Annotated in this window: 17 protein-coding genes; 9 read left to right on the top strand and 8 right to left on the bottom strand. The window is 50.7% G+C overall.

Annotation, left to right across the window (positions count from 1 at the left end; all coding sequences use genetic code 11):
- Window positions 1–216: 216 nt before the first annotated feature.
- The 3 genes from G8770_RS23450 to G8770_RS23440 form a co-directional block, all read right to left on the bottom strand.
- Window positions 217–1050: a hypothetical protein gene (locus tag G8770_RS23450; RefSeq protein WP_167192481.1), complete on the bottom strand. Its 834-nt coding sequence runs from the start codon at window positions 1048–1050 to the stop codon at window positions 217–219.
- 467 nt (window positions 1051–1517) lie between these two features.
- Window positions 1518–2384 (bottom strand): DUF6602 domain-containing protein, encoded by an 867-nt coding sequence (locus G8770_RS23445; protein ID WP_167192480.1) that lies wholly within the window; start codon window positions 2382–2384, stop codon window positions 1518–1520.
- Between the two features lie 95 nt (window positions 2385–2479).
- Window positions 2480–2839 carry a hypothetical protein gene (locus G8770_RS23440; RefSeq protein ID WP_167192479.1) on the bottom strand — a complete coding sequence of 120 codons (360 nt, stop codon included), beginning with the start codon at window positions 2837–2839 and terminating at the stop codon, window positions 2480–2482.
- Between the two features lie 147 nt (window positions 2840–2986).
- Here G8770_RS23440 and G8770_RS23435 point away from each other — a divergent pair, with 147 nt between their 5' ends.
- The gene (locus tag G8770_RS23435; RefSeq protein WP_167192478.1) at window positions 2987–3199 is read left to right on the top strand and encodes a hypothetical protein; all 213 of its coding nucleotides are present in this window, start codon (window positions 2987–2989) and stop codon (window positions 3197–3199) included.
- A gap of 56 nt (window positions 3200–3255) precedes the next feature.
- Here the strand turns inward: G8770_RS23435 and G8770_RS23430 are convergent, their stop codons facing one another.
- Both G8770_RS23430 and G8770_RS23425 read right to left on the bottom strand, forming a co-directional pair.
- Window positions 3256–4086, bottom strand: coding sequence for an SEC-C domain-containing protein (locus tag G8770_RS23430; RefSeq protein WP_167192477.1), 831 nt, complete (start codon window positions 4084–4086; stop codon window positions 3256–3258).
- Window positions 4076–4564, bottom strand: coding sequence for a hypothetical protein (locus tag G8770_RS23425; RefSeq protein WP_167192476.1), 489 nt, complete (start codon window positions 4562–4564; stop codon window positions 4076–4078). Before G8770_RS23425 ends, G8770_RS23430 begins: the two co-directional genes overlap by 11 nt.
- A 1365-nt stretch (window positions 4565–5929) precedes the next feature.
- On the opposite strand from G8770_RS23425, the gene G8770_RS23420 reads away from it, so the two are divergent.
- The 6 genes from G8770_RS23420 to G8770_RS23395 all read left to right on the top strand — a co-directional run bounded on the left by G8770_RS23420 (window position 5930) and on the right by G8770_RS23395 (window position 12917).
- A complete protein-coding gene (locus G8770_RS23420; RefSeq protein WP_167192475.1) occupies window positions 5930–7087 on the top strand; it encodes an acyl-CoA dehydrogenase family protein in 1158 nt (385 codons plus the stop codon).
- Between the two features lie 26 nt (window positions 7088–7113).
- Window positions 7114–8286 carry an acyl-CoA dehydrogenase family protein gene (locus tag G8770_RS23415; RefSeq protein ID WP_167192474.1) on the top strand — a complete coding sequence of 391 codons (1173 nt, stop codon included), beginning with the start codon at window positions 7114–7116 and terminating at the stop codon, window positions 8284–8286.
- A gap of 29 nt (window positions 8287–8315) precedes the next feature.
- A complete protein-coding gene (locus tag G8770_RS23410) occupies window positions 8316–9863 on the top strand; it encodes an acetyl-CoA acetyltransferase (protein WP_167192473.1) in 1548 nt (515 codons plus the stop codon).
- A 66-nt stretch (window positions 9864–9929) separates the two neighbouring features.
- Window positions 9930–10226, top strand: coding sequence for a hypothetical protein (locus G8770_RS23405; protein WP_167192472.1), 297 nt, complete (start codon window positions 9930–9932; stop codon window positions 10224–10226).
- 69 nt (window positions 10227–10295) lie between these two features.
- Window positions 10296–12194 (top strand): DUF294 nucleotidyltransferase-like domain-containing protein, encoded by a 1899-nt coding sequence (locus G8770_RS23400; RefSeq protein ID WP_167192471.1) that lies wholly within the window; start codon window positions 10296–10298, stop codon window positions 12192–12194.
- Window positions 12195–12917 (top strand): 3'-5' exonuclease, encoded by a 723-nt coding sequence (locus tag G8770_RS23395; protein ID WP_167192470.1) that lies wholly within the window; start codon window positions 12195–12197, stop codon window positions 12915–12917. It abuts the gene before it with no gap.
- A gap of 28 nt (window positions 12918–12945) precedes the next feature.
- Here the strand turns inward: G8770_RS23395 and G8770_RS23390 are convergent, their stop codons facing one another.
- Both G8770_RS23390 and G8770_RS23385 read right to left on the bottom strand, forming a co-directional pair.
- The gene (locus G8770_RS23390) at window positions 12946–14613 is read right to left on the bottom strand and encodes a BCCT family transporter (protein WP_167192469.1); all 1668 of its coding nucleotides are present in this window, start codon (window positions 14611–14613) and stop codon (window positions 12946–12948) included.
- Window positions 14614–14784: 171 nt separating this feature from the next.
- A complete protein-coding gene (locus G8770_RS23385) occupies window positions 14785–16107 on the bottom strand; it encodes an OmpH family outer membrane protein (protein ID WP_208022476.1) in 1323 nt (440 codons plus the stop codon).
- Between the two features lie 549 nt (window positions 16108–16656).
- Here G8770_RS23385 and G8770_RS23380 point away from each other — a divergent pair.
- Both G8770_RS23380 and G8770_RS23375 read left to right on the top strand, forming a co-directional pair.
- Window positions 16657–16758: a tautomerase family protein gene (locus G8770_RS23380; RefSeq protein WP_243760656.1), complete on the top strand. Its 102-nt coding sequence runs from the start codon at window positions 16657–16659 to the stop codon at window positions 16756–16758.
- Between the two features lie 62 nt (window positions 16759–16820).
- A complete protein-coding gene (locus G8770_RS23375) occupies window positions 16821–17861 on the top strand; it encodes an NAD(P)H-dependent flavin oxidoreductase (RefSeq protein ID WP_167192468.1) in 1041 nt (346 codons plus the stop codon).
- A gap of 102 nt (window positions 17862–17963) precedes the next feature.
- Here G8770_RS23375 and G8770_RS23370 read toward each other — a convergent pair whose 3' ends face one another.
- Window positions 17964–18416 (bottom strand): Sbal_3080 family lipoprotein, encoded by a 453-nt coding sequence (locus tag G8770_RS23370; protein ID WP_167192467.1) that lies wholly within the window; start codon window positions 18414–18416, stop codon window positions 17964–17966.
- Window positions 18417–18670 lie beyond the last annotated feature (254 nt).

The following is an 18670-nucleotide window of genomic DNA, read 5'->3' as shown; positions in this document are numbered from 1 at the left end:
CCCCCAATTCCTTGGCGACCTGCGCCTGGGTAACTCCTGGCTTTTCGGAGCGTTTGACGGCTTCTCTACGAAACTCTTCGGTATAAGCCTGATTTCTTTTACGTGCCATTGGGACACCTCCATATAGCTGAATATAACTATAGAAGGTGTCTACTGTTCGTGGGTAACTCTGAGGTATAACGCCGCTTTCAGCGGCTTGTCCGCTGCAAAGCTTTGTTAAATTTGTGGCAGAACTTTATATGTGATACCAACGCAATCATCCACATCACCACATCTATGCCAATTCTTCTTGGAAACGACTTTACAATAAATTGTAAAATCTACTCTGACATTATCATCAGTTAGGGATAAAACAACTCTTCTATTTGAATTATACTTTTGTGCGTTTACGCCTTCTGGAAAAACCCAGTCGACATTATACTCTTCAGCAGAAAAGCTAGGGTCAATCTCTGCCTCTATTCCTACTGTATCGCCAGACCTTAACGAGGCGGATTGTTCGTTAGTTAAATCTATAATCCCACGTCCTGTGTTATTTCTTCTTATCTGTGCGTCATGAAAAACCAACCCTCTTGAGTCAGATACCTTGATTATGGTAGGAGCGTTATATTCTCTATCCAAGTTCTTTTCCTTAAGCCTATCTTTGATTGAATCAATGACGTCATGTGAATAGCAAATTATTTGCTCGGCTTTTCGCACACTAATCGGATTGGCATGAGCAAGGTTATTTCTCGGCTCCAGAATCTTTCGCAAACAATTTCGCAGTTGATCATTCCCTAGCGGAAATGACTTTTCAAAATATTCTTTGAAGAAATTCCTGTACAAATCAGGATGACAAATAATGTCAACCTCTTCATCAAGCAACATAGCATCAACTAATCGAGGGTATCGGCCTGGATTAGTTGATGCTCGACTTTGAATACTGTCCCTAACTGATTTTTTAATAATATGCAGATTATCTGGACCCGATTTCGCGTTAATGTAATCAACGCCAAATTCAGGAGCTAATGTTATGTCGATTACTCTCCTCAACCAGAACTCAAGGGCTTCCACGGCCTCCTTGCAATATTGCCTCAGATTTACTTCTGTTAAATTATGTAGTGGCATAGGTTCTCTGAAAATTTAACGCCCAAAACACCGGAAAGCCGGCGCGTAGCGTTGGATTTTCCGCGTGGTTTTGCTTGTTACGTTTAGCACCAACATATCTACGGAGTACATCCTTTGCCTGCCACTGCACCCAGTGTGCGGGGCTGAAATTATAAATTGGACGAAAAGCTGTGCGGGCTCTGAAAAAAGCGAACGGAAGGGGTTTGATGGTTCCAGCGCCTTCCAGTGGCACCACGTTTTCACAATGTTTAGGCAGTGTATCGAACTTCCTGCCTGGCACCAACCAAGATGCCAAAATTTACTGCCTGATTAATTTACGAACGATTCAGAGATACCAGTGAAGAACGTAACGCCGCAATTTGCGGCGAACGTTAGTGAGTCCGGGCGCGGTAGCGCCGAACAACATTGCCTTGTTAGGCATACTCACTTACCCCTGAGATCTTAATATCTTCTTCAGATTGTAAAAATGCGCCGAGATCCGATTGAATTCTCAGTGCAGACAGGTTTGTATTGGAAAACTGGTAAATAAGGTCTGTGTAAAAAACACCAGCGGTAAGCTTGTGACAATCAACGGTGATATACGTGTTCGCTTGTTCCATGAACGGATTTATAGTTAATTTTCCGCTAGCTTTGTCCCGAATAGCCTTCCTTATATAATAATGACCATGAACAGCAATAAAGTCAGGCATGTTTTCTTGACCTAGGTTATCGGCCATTTCTTCTATTTTATTGTAGATATCATTTGGGTCTGAATAATCGCCAGGAAGAAATGCGTAAATACCTATATATAATGAATTACACACCTCATGAAATGTAGCGTCGGGGGAAACGTGCAACACTTTCTCAGGTATTCTTATATATGGCGACACCTGCAATAAATTTGTTGGCTCTCTTCTTAACTTGCGAGTATTTGCTATTTGCTTAATTGCTTCTTCTAATGCAGATATAGTCAAGGTTCTTTTTACTTCTACGCATCCGTAGACAGAATCAAAAGGAAACCATTCAGCGCCTTCACTGCCATGAATTTTTGCTAGTAATGGGGAGAAGTTATGCGAATCATATATTAGCCAGTCCGTTTGATTCGACACAGTATCCGTGTCATCAACTATATACCCGCTAGAAAAACCATACCGAGAAGGAAAGTAGGGTCTGAAGAAGTGTTTTAGGCTGTCTTCGAGAGGTAGTCCTAGCTCAAAATTGTGTTTAGCATGGGAATAGTTCAGCTCCAGATCAAGTAGTGCTGAAATTTTCTCTACTCCCTTTCTTCTGACTACGTTCATAATTTCTCTTGGTAATTTCTGTGATTGCCTAACGCCAAGGTAATGGGCAAAGCACGCAGTGCTTTGTCCAGCCGCAGGCGACATTGACCGCCTTGTTATATGCTGACACTACGCTCCAACCTTGGGCCACACATATCAGTTGTGTATTCCGCGGTTACCTCAGCCTCAACATCTTTTCTAAGTATTGCAAACTCTCCGATTGCATTACCATCTTTGAATTTGAACGCAATTGGGGCTGCAATAATACCCCTTTGCTTTGGGTTATTTGAATAGACCCAAAGACTAAACCTTTGAAGCTCAAAGCCTTCCATGTGTGAAGGAAGGCTAAACGCAAAAACCCCTTCAGTATTTGTGAGCGTAATCACTTCACCTTTTGGTGGGGTATATGGAGCACACTTTAATGCAAAGGCTCTCGGGCCAATAGCAAGAAGTAAAATTATTACTGCAATTCTCATAGGCATATAACGCCCAAAACACCGGAAAGCCGGCGCGTAGCGTTGGATTTTCCGCGTGCTTTTGCTTGTTACGTTTAGCACCTTCATCGCTACGGGGTACGCCCTTTGCTTGCCACTGCACCCAGTGTGCGGGGCTGAAATTATAAATTGGATGAAAAGTTGTGCGGGCTCTCAAAAGAGCAAACGGAAGGGATTTTGATGGATCCAGCACCTTCCAGTGGCACCACGTTTTCACAATGTTTAGGCAGTTTACCGAACTTCCTGCCTGACACCAACAAAGATGCCAAAATCTACGGCCTGATTAATTTATATACGATTCACAAATACCGAGAAGAACGTAACGCCTTTGCCACAGGCTGACGCTGCGAAGCAGTGGCAGTCCAGCGCAATATATTGCGCGATTGTGCGCAAACTTGTTAGCCATCTTTTGGACTTCCGTAAGGAAATTTTATCTCTTGCTTTTCAGGGGGAATATCTTTAGAGAAAATGAAATCTATGTGAGGCATGGAAACTTCTTCTTTTCCGGAGCAGCATTCTTTGAAAATCAGGCCGCTCCGACATGGGCATTTATCACTCTCAAGGACGCTTTCGAATTTCTCTCTTGGAAAAGACATCGTTTTCTTTTCATACTCCCACTCTTCAAATGCATGCTCAAGAAAACTCATTAAATGCTCCAGAACGGAGAAATCCAATGTGCTGTCATCATGCATTACTGAATACTTCTGAACAGGCCTGCTGACGATAGATACTTCCATCAAATCAAGCTCATGACCCTCATGAAGACACAACTCACCGTTGTAGAGTGATCCCTTTTTATGTCCGCATCTTGATCTAGGCCTTACTTTTTGACCACATATACTGCAGGTGTAATAGCCGACCTTAAATCCCGGGCTAACAAAAACACAGTATGGATAAAGTGACTGGAATTTCTTAACACTTTCTTGTATATACAAAACCCTGCTTTCAGTTAAATGCCGTTTATCAGAGTTTTTTTCTATAAATACACATTTTATTTCGCACCCTTCGAGAAACCCCCAAGCCTCTCTAAAATTTCCATTTTTAAGATTGTCGAATGCTTTTATGAACAAAACGTTTACTTCTAAAGACTCAGAAGCCAACCAAATATCATTGGCACGCTGCTCGTCATATATTTCCTGAGCCTTTTGCTTCCATTCGAGGAGCTTTTCACGATAATTCCTAATTTCTACGGTATTGATGTGCTCTATGCGCGTCAATTCAATCTTCATTACTTATCTTCCTAACCTCGTCTATCGCGGCAGGTAAGCTTTCAACTTTTCCGTCAAAACTCACTGTTGTAGTTTTTCCGTCTTTATTTTCAACAATAAACTTCAACGATATGTTGTCATCCTTTTGCGCTTTGAGCTTATCGTAGATATAGCTAGAAATGACGCCACAAAAAACCGGAATGAATATATACTTTACAAGAATGGTTCCTAGCCATATGTCGGCCCCATGCAGAGCGAGCTCTTTATAGTCTTCGTCAGTGGAATATATCTCCGTCGGAACTTTGTTTTCATTCAAAAAGTCCAGTGTGTCGAGCGTCCCGCCAAAAAATGCATCCTGTGTTCCATGTGAAGGCAAGATAATAGCCCCAGCCTCAACTAAGGAAACTGCGATTTCCTGTGGAGAACTTTGAACTATTTGATCCACAGTAATCCCTTCATTAACCACTTTAAATTCTGTTTTCTTTTCTAATATGCTCATTTCTACTCCTGACCGATCTCACTTTGGCTAACATTTTATTCAACGTCCTAATGACATAATAAAAAACGTCTTAAAGACATATATCCAATATCGGCCACCGAATATAAATCCGGTATCCCTGAAAACTTAATAACTTAAGTGAAATCGGCGAAAAAAATTACGTCACAACGACATATAACTATCAGAAAGGAGTTAAGAGCGGTTTTCGTATCCTTCGATTCATACTTGAGTACGACTATCATCCCTGCCAGCACACATTGGCACGCCATTCATCTTTCTATTGTTTACTAGTAATGAAATCGATACAAGACTGTACATAAAAACAGTCATGGGCAGATTGTGTCATCCCCAAAGGCACCCAGCATTTGATTGGTTAGAGTCGTACTGACGGGCCGCTTAGGGTCAAGATCTAACAATTGAAAACAAAAGCAATTAGATAGTTTTACATATCCGTTAAGAATTGGCTTTAGAGTAAATTCAGTAGGCCACCATTGTCTGATTTTTAAACAAGCATACTTTAGTAAAAGTCCACTACCATCATGTACAAAGAAGGTAAGCTATTTGGCGATATTCCAAAAAAACGCCAAAAAATATTTTCCTATAGTGGGAAGCACCCTATTGATACTTGAGTCCCATGTCATACTTCCACACCCCCCCCCTTAACCTGACTGGGACCCCTTTCCAGGAATGCTGAAAAGGCTATCTCGACAATACTAGCAATAGCCTTGACTGAAATTTGAAAAGAAGCAGGCGCTAACCCCATATGCTATCGGTGATTTCTCGCTTGGTGCTATGTAAATGAGTATTTGGCTGATCTTACTTTTCCTCTGTTGGGACAATTGTTGGTACAAGTGAATTTATATTAAATTAAATCCAATAATATCAATGAGTTAGAACACATCTTCAGTTGACCCCGGCCCACCAGACAAATCCTAAAAAAGCCACCGTTACGGTGGTTTTTTTTGCCCTGAATAAAGTGCCGTCCTCTGCCAACAGGGTATCACGCCTTGAACAGCCACCGCCGATTCTCAAATGCCTAACCATTCGCGTTGCGCTTTGGCAGATCAACAATCAGCACGTTGAAAAGGTAGTGCAACCACCATTTCGACAATCGACTACGACTGCACACGCTCACCCTCACCGTGATACCTATCGATTTTAGTTATTCGATTTACGCAGCTTTTGGAAACGCCAGCCAATTAGAAGCGCCTGTCCTTCACATTCCTTTTCTGTCCTTCCGTTGCGGCCACAACGATCATCGGCACTGGTCTATACGGTCAATCATTTTGGGCGATTTGGCGCGTTGACAAGCCGGAGGCTCATTGATTAACTGAGTCATACATAATAATAAGTGGAGCTACTCCCATGCTGTTCACAGAACAACACGAAGAGATACGCCGTTTGGTGCGTCGTTTTATCGACAACGAGGTCAATCCCTACGTCGATGAGTGGGAAGCGTCAGGCATTTTTCCGGCCAAGGCCCTGTTTAAGAAAATGGGCGCGCTGGGGCTGCTGGGCATACACAAACCCGAAGCCTACGGTGGCATGGGTCTGGATTACAGTTATCAGGCGGTGTTTGCCGAGGAGTTGGGCGCCATCCACTGCGGCGGGGTGCCCATGGGCATCGGGGTGCAGACGGATATGGCTACCCCGGCCCTGGCCAATTTTGGCAGTGACGAACTGCGCCGTGAATTCCTGGCGCCCGCCATTACCGGCGACATGGTGGCCTCCGTCGCCGTCAGTGAGCCGCAGGCCGGCTCCGATGTGGCGGCCATCAAAACCACGGCCCGCAAGGATGGCGATGACTATGTGATCAACGGCAGCAAAATGTGGATCACCAACTCCACCCAGGCCGACTTCCTTTGCCTGCTGGCCAACACCAGCGATGACAAGCCACACCTGAACAAGTCCTTGATTATCGTTCCCACCCACTTGCCCGGCATCAGTTTTTCCGAGCGACTGAACAAGTTGGGGATGCGCTCGTCCGATACCGCCCAGATTTTTTTTGACGATGTGCGCGTCCCCCAGCGTTATCGCCTTGGTGACGAAGGTGCTGGCTTTACTTACCAAATGCTGCAATTTCAGGAAGAACGAATTTTTGCCGCCGCCAATTGCCTCAAGGGCCTGGAAAACTGCATTCAGCAAACCATCGACTACACCCGTGAACGCCAGGCGTTTGGTCAAGCACTGCTGGACAATCAAGTCATTCATTTTCGACTGGCCGAATTGCAGACCGAAATCGAAGCCCTGCGAGCGCTGACCTATGACGCCGTCGAAGGCTACATCCACGGCAATGACGTCACGCTTAAGGCCTCCATGGCCAAACTCAAAGCCGGCCGCCTGTCGCGGGAAGTTTCCGATGCGTGTTTGCAATACTGGGGCGGGATGGGGTTTATGTGGGACAACCCGATTGCTCGGGCCTACCGCGACACCCGTCTGGTGTCCATTGGCGGCGGTGCCGACGAAGTGATGCTGGGCATCATTTGCAAATTGATGGGCACCCTGCCCAAACGCCAGAAATAACCCTAACCCGGTGCCGTGGAATGCCTATGACGATTCACTTTGATGATCTGCAATTGCAAAGCCCCTTTTACACCGATTCTCACCAGCAATGGCGGCAACAACTGCGCAAGTTTGTCGCGCGGGAGATCAGTCCCTATATCGACGACTGGGAAGAAGCTGGCCGTGTGCCCTTGTCGCTGTGGCCCAAGGCCGCCGAGCTTGGGTTGCTGCAGCTGGGCCACCCCGAAGCCTATGGCGGTATTTCCGAAGGCATCGATATTTTCCACACCATCGTCACCTCCGAAGAGCTGGCGCAATGCGGTGCCACCGGTATCTCCTCATCGCTGATGATTCACGGCATCGGCCTGCCACCGGTGATCAACTATGGCAGCGAGTCGATGAAACAAACGGTTGCCACCGCGGTACTCGCCGGCGAGCAACGCATTTCCCTGGGCATTAGCGAACCCGGTGCCGGCTCCGATGTCGCCAACCTGAAAACCAGCGCCAAACGGCAAGGCGATGACTATATCGTCAATGGCAGCAAGACCTTTATTTCCGGTGGCATGCGTGCCGATTGGCTGACAACGGCGGTGCGTACCGGCGGGGACGGCATGGGCGGCATTTCGCTGCTGTTGATCCCGATGAATGCCGAGGGGGTATCGCGCACCCCGCTGGACAAAAAACAGGGCTGGTGGTGCTCGGACACGGCGACGATTTTTTTCGATAACGTTCGCGTCCCGGCTGATCAGCTGATTGGCAACGAAAACGAGGGTTTCCTGCCGATCGTACACAACTTTAATAAGGAGCGGCTGGGCATCATTGCCCTGTCCCTGGCCGCGGCCAAAATCTGTATGGTGGAAGCGGCCGAGTGGGCGACGGAGCGGCAGACGTTTGGCAAGCCCCTGTCGAAACACCAGGTGATTCGCCACAAGTTTGCCGAAATGCTGAAGCGCATCAACGCCACCCAGGCCTATATGGATATGTGTGCCTGGCAAATGCAGCACAACGCCCTCAAGGTCGAAGACATTTCCATGGCCAAGGTACAAGCCACCGAGACCATGGAATTCTGTGCTCGGGAAGCCATGCAGATTCTCGGCGGCATTGGTTACATTCGCGGCAGCAAAACCGAACGCCTGTATAGAGAGGTGCGGGTGATGGCCATCGGCGGCGGCTCCGAAGAAATCATGCGCGACCTGACCAGCCGCCAACTGGGCCTGTAGTCCACCACATGGAAACAACGGAAACCTTGATGACACAACCTTCAGAGAACACGCCGATTCTGGTGGGTGCCGGCCAGGTGACAGAACCCGTGCCGGAGCATCTGGAACAAGCCTCGTCCCACGCCGACCTGGCCGGTCAGGCCGCACGGGCCGCCCTCAGCGATGCCCGCGACGCACAACTGGCCGCACACATTGATACCATTGTCGGTGTGCGCACCTTTGCCGACTCAACCCCTTTGTGGGCCTGTCCGTTTGGCGGTTCCAACAACTTCCCCCGCTCTGTCGGTCGTCGTATCGGCGCCCAGCCGCGACATGCGGTGTACGAAATCCTCGGTGGCCAGTCGCCCCAGAAACTGGTGGGCGAATTCGCCGAGCGCCTGCATCGGGGAGACTGCGAGATGGTACTGCTGGCCGGTGGCGAGGCCATGGCCACCATCAAGGTGGCCAGCAAACAACCGGTGAACCTCGACTGGTCCGAAACCGTTGAAGGCCAACTGGAAGATCGCGGCATGAGCGACGACACACCGCTGATCAGTAATGAGGAGCTCCAACACCAGCTGTTTCAACCGGTACAGTATTACGGTCTGATGGAGCACGCCCGCCGGGCCGATCTGGGCCAATCCCTGCCGCAATACTCTCGGGCCATGGGCGACTGCTTTGCCGCACTTTCCCAAGTGGCCGCCAACAACCCCTACTCCATGTACCCCAAAGCCTATGATGCGGAGACGCTGATCACCGCGAGCGATGACAACCCCATGGTGGCCTCCCCCTACCCCAAGCACCTGGTGGCCAAAGACGGTGTCAATCAGGCCGCCGCGTTGCTGCTGACCACCGTCGGCAAGGCCAAAGAACTGGGCATCGATCCACAGCAATGGGTTTTCCTGCACGGCTACGCCGACACTTGCGAAAGGACTCTGCTGGAACGCCCACGCCTGGGACATTCGAAAGCCATGGAGCAGGCGCTGCTGGGGGCGCTGGCGGCAGCCAACAAAGCCAGTGACGACCTCCAGCATCTGGATATCTACAGCTGCTTTCCGATTGTAGTCACTGAAGCCCGCGCGATCTTGGGTATTGCGGCCGACGATCCGCGACCGCTGACACAAACCGGTGGCCTGGCGTTTTTTGGTGGCCCCGGCAACAACTACACCATGCACGGCATCGCCTCACTGATGCAGGCGTTGCGCAAAGACCCGGGCAGCTTCGGCCTGGCCTATGGCAATGGCGGCTGGATGTCGAAGCATTCGGCGGGCGTCTATTCCACCGCCGCGCCCACCGCCCCCTGGCAGGCCTGTGACAGCAAGGCGCTTCAGGCACGGGTCGATCACGAACCCAGGCCGGAAATAGAATCGGCCCCTGCCGGAGAAGCATCGCTGGAAACCTACACCATCAACTACCGCCGCGGTGAACCCACCCAAGCGGTCATCGTTGGTCGCCTGACCTGCAACGGTAAACGGTTTTATGCCCTGACGGCGCTCAACGACACGGCCACGCTGCAGAGAATGTTAGACAGTGAGGTGCTGGGGGCCAGCATCCGTGTTCAACCCCACAACGAAGGCAACCGCTTCACCTTCGTTTAACTGTCGTGATTGTTGAGTGTGAGTTTCCCGGCAGACGCCGCGCTCGGCGAAGGGTATTCTGGAATTTTGTCTCCACCTCCCCCGGAACGTATTGAGCAAGCCAAGCAGGACTGGCGCAACCAGGCATTTGCTATGATCCCCGGCGATGATGAGTTTATTCCCCCTCCCGGTGGAATACGATTGGCCCACCCCGCTAACGCAGGAGCCTGCATAAATCGATTAGCCCCAACCGATGTGGACATTCATCCACTGGTGCAACAGTGGCACAGCCAAACGCAAAATGACCTCGATACTTTACAGAGTGATGCAAAGAGTGATGCGCCAATACGATTGCCAAGGCGAAGGCGGGGCCCTAAGCTGTAGGTAACGTCAACCATGGTGGTTTTAGCCGCCATGGGTTTCATTTTTTATGGCTACAGAGTCAGGGGCACTATGGAAGCAGAAGTTCGGGAGATTCGCGACCATTTGAATCAATTCCCACCGTTTGACAGCCTGCCATCAGAGCTGCTGGACGAAGTCGCCACCGCGGTCGAGATCGCCTATTTCAAGGCCGGCACCATGATTCTGGAACAGGGTCAGCCAATACACGCGCTACCCTATATCCGCAAAGGTGCGGTGGAGGTCTACCACTCCAATGGCGATCTTTATAATCGCCTGGAAGAAGGCGACATCTTTGGACAGTTTGGACTGCTGCGTCAGCGGCGGGTTCGCTTTCCGGTAAAGGCCATCGAAGACACACTGCTTTACCGCATCCCCGATACCTTTTTTGAACGCCTGTGTGACGACGACAACTTTGCCGATTTTGTCGAGCTGTCTGGTTCGCGATTGAAAAGTACCGTGGATCAGAATCTGAAAGAAAATGACCTGATGGCCACCAGAGTGCGCAAGCTGATCAATCGTTTGCCGGTGATGGTGGAAACCACGGTGTCGGTACAGGAAGCCGCTTGCATGATGACCGACAACGCCGTGTCTTCGGTTTTGCTGATCGAACCGGCCGATGATGAAGACAGCGATGGCGTCTTCCGGGATGACGAAGGGCGGTTGTGGCGACTGGCGGGAATGGTGACGGATGAAGACCTGCGGGTTCAGGTGGTGGCTGCCGGCATTAAACCGGATATGCCTGTAAGCGATCTCGACAATAAACCGCTGATTACCATTCAGTTTGACGAGTCGGTTAACGAAGCCATGTTGCTCATGTTGCGCAATCACATCCAGCGCCTGCCTGTCTTGTATCGACGCCGCCCGGTGGGAGTTATACACCTGTCGGATATTGTGCGCTATGAAACCAACAGCAGCCTCTATCTGGTCAGCAATATTTTCAGTCGCAGCTCGGTACGGGACTTGTCCCGTCTGGTGCCAGAAATTCGAGCGGCGTTTATCCGTCTTGTGGAAGCCGGCTCCACGTCGCAGATGATCGGCGATGCCATGTCCAGCATTGGTCGCAGCCTGATGCGACGGCTCATTGAGCTGGCCGAGGATGAGTTGGGGCCACCGCCTGTGCCCTACTGCTTTATGGTTCACGGCTCTTTGGCCCGCCAGGCGCAGTCTGTCATTACCGATCAGGATAATGCCATCGTTTTGCATGACAGTTTTGATCCGGCACAACACGATGAGTACTTCAAAGCCCTCGCACAAAACGTCAGCGACGGCCTCGATGCCTGTGGCTACGCGTATTGCAAAGGCGGCATCATGGCCACCAATGATGAGTGGCGACAGCCTCTGTCGAAGTGGAAGCAGTATTTTGAAGCCTGGATCGCAGACCCGGATCCTAAGCGACTGTTACACAGTTGTATTTTTTTCGACCTGGATGCGGTGCACGGTGAAGAGCGGTTTGTGGAAACCCTGCAGGATCTCATCGTCAAACGAGCGCCCCAAAACCCCAAGTTTCTGGCCGCCATGGCCCGCAACTGCCTGAGTCGCAAGCCGCCACTGGGGTTTTTCCGAACCTTTGTGATGGAGACCGATGGTCGCCAGCATAAGATCATCAATATCAAAAGCCGCGGCGTGGCCCCCATGACGGATGTTATTCGCGTACATGCCCTGGCGGCGGGGTCGAACGCGCAAAACAGTATTGAACGCCTGCAGGACATCGATAAAGCCAATATCTTACCGGCGGGTCAAGTCGACAAATTACGTTATGCGCTGGAATTTATTTCCCAGGTTCGCATGCGCCATCAGGCTTTTGAATTGCAGAATGATGAACCCGTGGACAACGCCATCGAGCCTGAGAATATTGATAACACCGAACGACACAATCTGAAGGAAGCGTTTCAGGTGTTAAACAATGCTCAGAACTTTTTGCGCTTTCGTTACCCAGGTTCGGCACAATAAATGTTTGTATCAAGACCACAACAAAGCGTCATTGATGAGTGGCAGCGCTATCACGAAAAGCAGGCCAGCGTCTGCACTCACCCCGTGTTGCAGCGTTTTTATCAAACCCCTTTGCTTGCAGCGGACACGCCGCTGTCACGTGTCTCGTTTGTAGCACTGGATTTTGAGACCACCGGGCTGGATCCGCGCCGCAATGAAATTGTCAGCATCGGTATCGTCCCTTTTACCCTGCAGGGAATATTCCCGGCCGAGGGTTACTATCAGGTGGTCAAACCGACACGAACGCTCACAGAAGAGTCGATCGCTTTTCATCGGATTACCCATTCACAGGTGGACGCAGCGCCTCCGCTGGAGAAAGTGCTGAACGAGTTGGTAGAGCAACTTCGCGGTCGGATGGTGGTGGTTCATTACCGAGAGATAGAGAGACCGTTTCTGGATCTGGCCTGTCGTCAGCTGTGGCGGGAACGCTGTCTGTTTCCGTTGATTGATACCATGGCCATCGAAGCACGCTGGGAACGCCGCGGCTGGAAGCAGAGTCTCAAACAGCTGTTCGGAGGGCAACCTGTTTCGATTCGTTTGAATGACAGTCGTCAGCGATATGGCTTACCGGTGTATTCCTCACACCACGCCAAAGTGGATGCCATGGCCACGGCGGAGTTGTTTTCCGCGCAAGTGGCCAGACATTATGATCCCACAACGCCGATTGGGCAGCTGTGGGATTGAAGGTTTTGTTTTTAGTTTTAGTTAAAGCCTAGCTCTTCGCGGCTGGGCGAGGTTCACTCATCAGGCCACGGATGATGGAATAACACCCCACCAGCAGCACCAGGGTAAACGGCAAGCCGGCAGAGATCGCCGCGGCTTGCAGTGCGCCCAGACCACCCCCCAACAACAGCGCAACGGCAATGGCACCTTCCGTCGCCCCCCAGAAAATACGCTGGGGTTTGGGTGCGTCAAGCTTGCCACCGGCGGTGATGGTATCGATGACCAGTGAACCGGAATCCGATGAGGTGACAAAGAAAACAATCACCAAAATGATGCCGATGAACGAGGTAATTTCGGACAGCGGCAGGTGCTCCAGCATCATAAACAGCTTCAGGGGTAACTCGGCAGTGGCCGCGCCCTCAAAGCCTTGCTGCAACTGGTGAATGGCGGTGGTGCCGAAAGCCGTCATCCAAAACACCGAGACCAAGGAAGGAATCAGCAGCACAGACACCAGAAATTCACGCACACTGCGACCGCGACTGACGCGGGCGATAAACATACCGACAAATGGTGACCAGCTGATCCACCAGGCCCAATAGAAGGTGGTCCAGCCCTGACTGAAGTTGGCGTCTTCACGACCAAACGGATTGGCCAGAGCAGGCAGCTCGGCAAGATAGCTTGTCAGGTTAGTGAAGAAGCTCGTCAGGATCAGCAAGGTGGGTCCCACAACTACCACAAACATCAACAGCGCAAACGCCAGCACCATATTGATTTCGGACAGACGCTTAACCCCTTTATCCACACCCGCGACGATGGATACAATCGCGATTGCACTGATCCCGGTGATCAACAGAACCAGAGTAAGATCTCCAGCCCCCAGACCAAACAGGTGATCCAGACCGGCCGCCGCTTGTTGCGCGCCGATACCCAGGGACGTGGCAAGACCAAAGAGCGTGGCAAACACCGCCAGAATATCGATCACATGCCCAGGCCAGCCCCAGACTCGCTCGCCCAGAATGGGGTAAAAGATGGAGCGGATGGTCAGAGGCAATCCCTTGTTAAACGAGAAAATCGACAGCGACAAGGCCACGATGGCATAGATGGCCCACGGGTGCAGTCCCCAGTGATAGATGGTGGCGGCCATACCGAGGTTCAACGCGGCCTGCGGGTCACCTTCTGCGCCAGCCAGTGGCGCCCAGTCTGTTCTCACGCCATTGTCACCCACCGAGACTCCGCCAAAGGAAGTACCATAGTGAGTCAGTGGCTCAGAAACCCCGTAAAACACCAGACCAATGCCCATACCGGCAGCAAACAACATGGCAAACCAGGACAATCGGGAATAGTCCGGCTTCGCTTCGGCCCCGCCAATGCGTATCCGCCCCAGAGGCGAGAAAATCAAGCCCAGGCAAACAACCACGAAGATGTTGGCAGAGAACATGAAAAACCACGACAAGTGGGTATTGATCCAATTTTTGCCGGCCTCAAAAAGGCTGGTTGACTGCTCCGGCAACGCCAGAGACAGAAACACAAAGGCGATCACCACGATGGACGAAACGATAAACACCGCACCATGAATATCAATGGTGATACCCATATGCTTGGCTCGGTAGTTATCCTGTCCGACCTGGTAATCGGTATCGATTAAATTGGCTGCACCCTCGGGCGCAGGGACACCCAGTGATTCGGTGTCAGCGGAGTTATCGGGCTTGTGGTCCACGGTGTTCTCCTTGTAAGAATATCATTAACGCTTTTTTTGCAGACTGTTTTTCAGGTCGTTTTCAGACCGTGTTTCAGACCGTATTTCAGACCACGCTTGGCAGACTGACAGATGTAGAAATTACTGCCACCACCGAGCTCAGGAAAAGCCCGGCAACAGAGAAATTCAGAGTCAGAAGTAATAACCGAAATTGATGTTGTAGCGAGTGATCCACTCGTCATCGGCGTTCGCCCCCAGACGATCACCGAAAGCGGAATCACCACCCACGAACTCGTTACCGTTGGAAAAGGCCAGATCGTTGTAGATGTACCAGCCGTTACGAGCCAGAGCCAAACCGAGAATGAACAACTCACTGTCATTGAAGTCGCTCTCATCCTTCACGATCGAGCTGTACTCTATGTAAGGGATGATGTAATCCAACCAGTCAATATTGTCGGAGGTGTAGGTATAGCTGAGTGAAACCGCCGGTACCCAAGCTTCGGCAGCCGCCGTGCTGGGGAAATCGTACGCACCGTACTGCACCAGTGTGTCAGTACCTAACGGCTGGTCGTCATCGACATCATACTCATAGCGGGTCAGCTGAGAGGCCAGTTTCAAGTTGCCCCATTTATTGATCATGTGCACTGAAGCCGCGTAGTGATCACCATCGGATTGGGACCCTTGGCTTTCCAACTCACCCACCTGAACGGAGAACCCCAGATCGGTGGATACGCCACCTTCAGCGCCGGCCAGTGAGTAGATGCCACGCAGGTTAAACTGGTTACGCTCCTCGTAGCCATTACCGGATTCATTCACCACATCGTAGGAATAACGGGCACTGTCACGACTGGCACCGGTGTACTGGCCTTCATCACTGAAGTAGTAGGCCATATCCCAGGTCCAGTGACCCGATGTCATGCTGTATTTGACGCCTAAATCCATATCGTCTGACAGGCCAACATAGTAGTGCTGATCAAATAACCAGCTTTGAGACACGCCGTAAGCACCGGGACCAAAAGGCACACGGTTGACACCCACCTGCAGCTGGCTGTCATCCTCAAAGGTGTAACCCAACCATCCGGTATGCAGGAAGTTATAACCGTTGTACCAGCGATACTCGAGTTTGGCGGAGTATGGGCCTTTGCTGTAATCCAGATTCACGCGGAAGGTATCCAGATTGAAATTGCCATCATCTTCCCAGGCACGACTGGCACCACCGCCGCTGGATGCCGGATAGTCGCCCACCGTGAAATTCGCACGAATGGCACCCCCCACTTTCAGATTGCCTATCTGAATGGGCGCGTCAGCCTTGCTGAGCACGGCATTGGATTCCGTCAGTGATTTATTTTCCGTCTGAACGGCTTTCAGTTCGGTGTTGGCCGCTTGTAATTCGGCTTGCAGCTGTTGAATGCGCTGCTGAAGCTCTGCCTCAGTGGCAGCAAATGCAGGTATTGAAGTGAAAAGCAGACAAGTCAGTAATGGAGGACGTACCCATCCATTCGTTGTTAGTATCATGGGGTATTCTCCCTGAGCGGATAGACTGTGAATGAATACGTATGCCTAAGCTCATACGCAACTATGCCGTAAAATCCGCTCGTTTTCCAGTATACGTAAGGTTTGAGCGATTGGATCACTGCGTGTGAATCGCGATCGGACGGCTTTATGGAACAAAAAAGTCTTAACGTACCTACTCGTAATAATTCTATTCAACGAAACTGAAAATAAAATCCAGCACGAGAAAGAACTTCGTCCGGCAACGAATACACAACGAGCAATGAACACGCAGAGTAAAACTTTGATTAGAAGCTGAGATTATGATTTGGAACGCTCAGAAGACGTTCAGAAGAAGACAGACACTCTCAACAGTTATAGCGCTGGACTTCCGTGTCTGAAATATGGGATTTGCGTTTGTCTTTAGGCTCGCAGTAACTTAATACTGATCACTCTGGGGAGATCTATTCTTATTAAGAAGTTAGTCTGCAGAATTGATTAAGAGCATTTTTAAAGCTTCTGTCTTTCTTGTTTTGTCTGACATCATAATAGTTACTCCGACCCCGAATTCACTTGATACCGGCAACAACGCCACCACTGGTCGATGTACTGAACAAGAACCCCGCCACCCCCCATGTGGTCATCGACGAAGTGTCGACCGACAACTGGGCGTAAACAGGGAAACCGTTACCGAGCTGTGAAAGCGATAACCAGCCAACAAGAGAGCAGAACTGACCATGACAACCCTCCGGGACATTCTAGACGTGGACTACCCAGTGATTCAGGCACCCATGGCCGGCGTGCAGGACAGCGCGCTCACCATTGCGGTTTCCAAAGCGGGCGGGCTGGGTTCGCTCCCCTGTGCCATGCTCACAGGCGACAAAATCCGGGAAGAAATCGCCAACATCCGGGCCGAGACGGACCGGCCCTTTAATCTGAACTTCTTCTGCCACACCCCGCCAGCGGCGGACCCGGAAAAAGAAACCGCCTGGCGACAGAGCCTGCTGCCGTATTATCAGGAACTGGGGCTGGAGGTAAACGAAAAAGCCGGCGGTGCCAGCCGTCGCCCCTTCGATGAACAGGCCGCCGAACTGGTGGCTGACTTGAAGCCTGCCGTGATCAGCTTTCATTTCGGCTTACCGGCCCCCCACTTGCTGGCCTACATCAAGTCCAAAGGCGTGAAGGTACTGGCCAGTGCCACCACCGTGGCTGAAGCCCTGTGGCTGGAGCAGCGAGGGGCTGACGCCATCATCGCCCAGGGGCTGGAGGCCGGTGGCCACCGCGGGCACTTTCTGTCTGACGACCTTGGCCTGCAGATGGGTACCTTTGCACTGATCCCCCAGATCGTCTCCAGGGTCAAACTCCCCGTGATTGCCGCGGGCGGTATCGCCTCCGCAGCAGGCGTAATAGCAGCCACGCAACTGGGCGCCATGGCCGCCCAGGTCGGCACTGCTTACCTACTGTGTACAGAGGCACAAACCAGCGCCATCCACAGGCACGCTCTCCAGTCCGACCAGGCCTCCCATACCGCGATCACCAACGTTTTTTCCGGCCGCCCCGCGCGCGGTATCGTGAATCGTTTGATACAAGAGCAAGGCCCCATCAGTTCCAGCGCACCTGAATTTCCTAATGCGGCAGCGGCACTGGCCGCCCTAAGGGCGAAAGCAGAACAACTGGGTAAGGGAGACTTTTCGCCCCTGTGGGCAGGGCAAAATACGATGGGATGCGAAGCGATTTCGGCGGCGGAAATGACGCTGAGGCTGGCGGGTGTTGAGTAGCGCTTGCGGGCCAACAAAGCTCCTCTACTGCTCAACATTTGGGGTCAGAGTAAAAACTAAAAACCAATGTAGTTTTTGCTCTGACCCCAAATTCGGGCCTTGTTACCCAAACTTTCGGAAGAATAATGATGCTGATTTAATTTGCATTAGTTGATTTACTAACTCACGAATTTTTGGTTCGGCGTCAATAAACTTACTCATATTTGCACCACCTCTAGTGGAGTCATACTTGGCTTCACCATCCAAGCTTCCTTTATAGAACACCTTAATTTCAGCATACGACATATATAAAGATAGATCCCACGTCCAACGAGCAACATAAGTAGATGTCCATTCACATGAGTCTGGAACCGAATTCTCGCTTACCACTCTATATGATATAGCTTTACTTGATAGAACAGATTGATATTCCTTTAAGAATCCCTCACGAACATCGGGATTTTCTATTATGCATAGTTCACTCCCTTTGGAGATTTCCGCAGGCTCTATATTTTGAGTAATAGAACAGGCTGAAAGTAACATCATTAAGGTTATTACTGTGACTTGCTTAAACATTTTTCTTCCTTATTTGGATGGGTGAGGTGTTCGCATGGCTAACGCCCAAAGCTGGGGCCGACTGAAAGGAGGTTCCGCCCCATAAGAGCAAGCCTGCCTTTGATTGTTATGCATTACTTGGCACATTTGTACAAATTAAAGGGGTCAGAGCCACTGCTGTCCCAGTTATTCACTCCGAAGGGAGCCTAAACCACTATTGTTTGTATAATGAATGTGCGACCAAACACTAACAAACAAAGGGTTTAGGCTCATGG

It is taken from the genome of Pseudomaricurvus hydrocarbonicus (assembly GCF_011602365.1).
Taxonomy (GTDB): Bacteria; Pseudomonadota; Gammaproteobacteria; order Pseudomonadales; family Cellvibrionaceae; genus Pseudomaricurvus; species Pseudomaricurvus hydrocarbonicus.
Note: the sequence above shows the minus strand (reverse complement) of the source record. Positions and strands in the feature narration are given on the sequence as shown.

What these genes read in the sequence shown, in the direction of transcription:
- G8770_RS23445 (WP_167192480.1), bottom strand. Translation starts at nt 2,384, where the DNA reads ATGAACGTAGTCAGAAGAAAGGGAGTAGAGAAAATTTCAGCACTACTT.
- G8770_RS23440 (WP_167192479.1), bottom strand. Translation starts at nt 2,839, where the DNA reads ATGAGAATTGCAGTAATAATTTTACTTCTTGCTATTGGCCCGAGAGCC.
- G8770_RS23430 (WP_167192477.1), bottom strand. Translation starts at nt 4,086, where the DNA reads ATGAAGATTGAATTGACGCGCATAGAGCACATCAATACCGTAGAAATT.
- G8770_RS23425 (WP_167192476.1), bottom strand. Translation starts at nt 4,564, where the DNA reads ATGAGCATATTAGAAAAGAAAACAGAATTTAAAGTGGTTAATGAAGGG.
- G8770_RS23420 (WP_167192475.1), top strand. Translation starts at nt 5,930, where the DNA reads ATGCTGTTCACAGAACAACACGAAGAGATACGCCGTTTGGTGCGTCGT.
- G8770_RS23415 (WP_167192474.1), top strand. Translation starts at nt 7,114, where the DNA reads ATGACGATTCACTTTGATGATCTGCAATTGCAAAGCCCCTTTTACACC.
- G8770_RS23410 (WP_167192473.1), top strand. Translation starts at nt 8,316, where the DNA reads ATGACACAACCTTCAGAGAACACGCCGATTCTGGTGGGTGCCGGCCAG.
- G8770_RS23400 (WP_167192471.1), top strand. Translation starts at nt 10,296, where the DNA reads ATGGAAGCAGAAGTTCGGGAGATTCGCGACCATTTGAATCAATTCCCA.
- G8770_RS23395 (WP_167192470.1), top strand. Translation starts at nt 12,195, where the DNA reads ATGTTTGTATCAAGACCACAACAAAGCGTCATTGATGAGTGGCAGCGC.
- G8770_RS23385 (WP_208022476.1), bottom strand. Translation starts at nt 16,107, where the DNA reads ATGATACTAACAACGAATGGATGGGTACGTCCTCCATTACTGACTTGT.
- G8770_RS23375 (WP_167192468.1), top strand. Translation starts at nt 16,821, where the DNA reads ATGACAACCCTCCGGGACATTCTAGACGTGGACTACCCAGTGATTCAG.
- G8770_RS23370 (WP_167192467.1), bottom strand. Translation starts at nt 18,416, where the DNA reads ATGTTTAAGCAAGTCACAGTAATAACCTTAATGATGTTACTTTCAGCC.